This window comes from Clostridium boliviensis, from assembly GCF_033342255.1.
Taxonomy (GTDB): Bacteria; Bacillota; Clostridia; order Lachnospirales; family Lachnospiraceae; genus Lacrimispora; species Lacrimispora boliviensis.
In genome coordinates this window covers 1-510 of record NZ_JAWONS010000304.1, presented here as the reverse complement: position 1 = coordinate 510, position 510 = coordinate 1, and the positions used below count along the sequence as shown (strand labels likewise).

Here is a 510-nt window from a genome sequence, read left to right as displayed (position 1 = left end):
GGGTGGGGGAAGAGCTGGGTCTGCCCCGGGAGATCGTGTGGAGGCAGCCCTTCCCCGGCCCCGGCTTGGGGATTCGGGTGATCGGCGAGGTGACGGAGGAAAAGCTGGCCATCGTCCGGGAATCGGATGCCATCCTGCGGGAGGAGATCGCCCGAGCCGGCCTCGACCGGGAGATTTGGCAGTATTTCACCGTCCTTCCCGACATCCGCAGCGTCGGGGTGAAGGGGGATGCCCGCACCTACGCCTATACCGTGGGAATCCGGGCCGTCACCTCCGTCGACGGCATGACCGCCGATTGGGCGCGCATCCCCTATGACGTATTGGATCGGATCGTCCGGCGGATTGTTGGAGAGGTGGAGGGTGTGAACCGGGTCGTATACGACATCACCTCCAAGCCGCCGGCGACGATCGAGTGGGAGTAGGTCCTTCAGACCGGTAAATCGTCCATCGGGCTCCATCGGGGTGTCCGCCCCTGCGGCACACCCCGATCCGGCACTTTTTCATGGCTTT

General features: G+C 64.7%; 1 protein-coding gene. It reads left to right on the top strand.

Annotated elements, in window-relative coordinates:
* Positions 1-422: GMP synthase (glutamine-hydrolyzing) (locus RZO55_RS21640; RefSeq protein ID WP_500683315.1), on the top strand; the 422-nt coding region annotated here is incomplete at its 5' end.
* Positions 423-510: the final 88 nt, after the last annotated feature.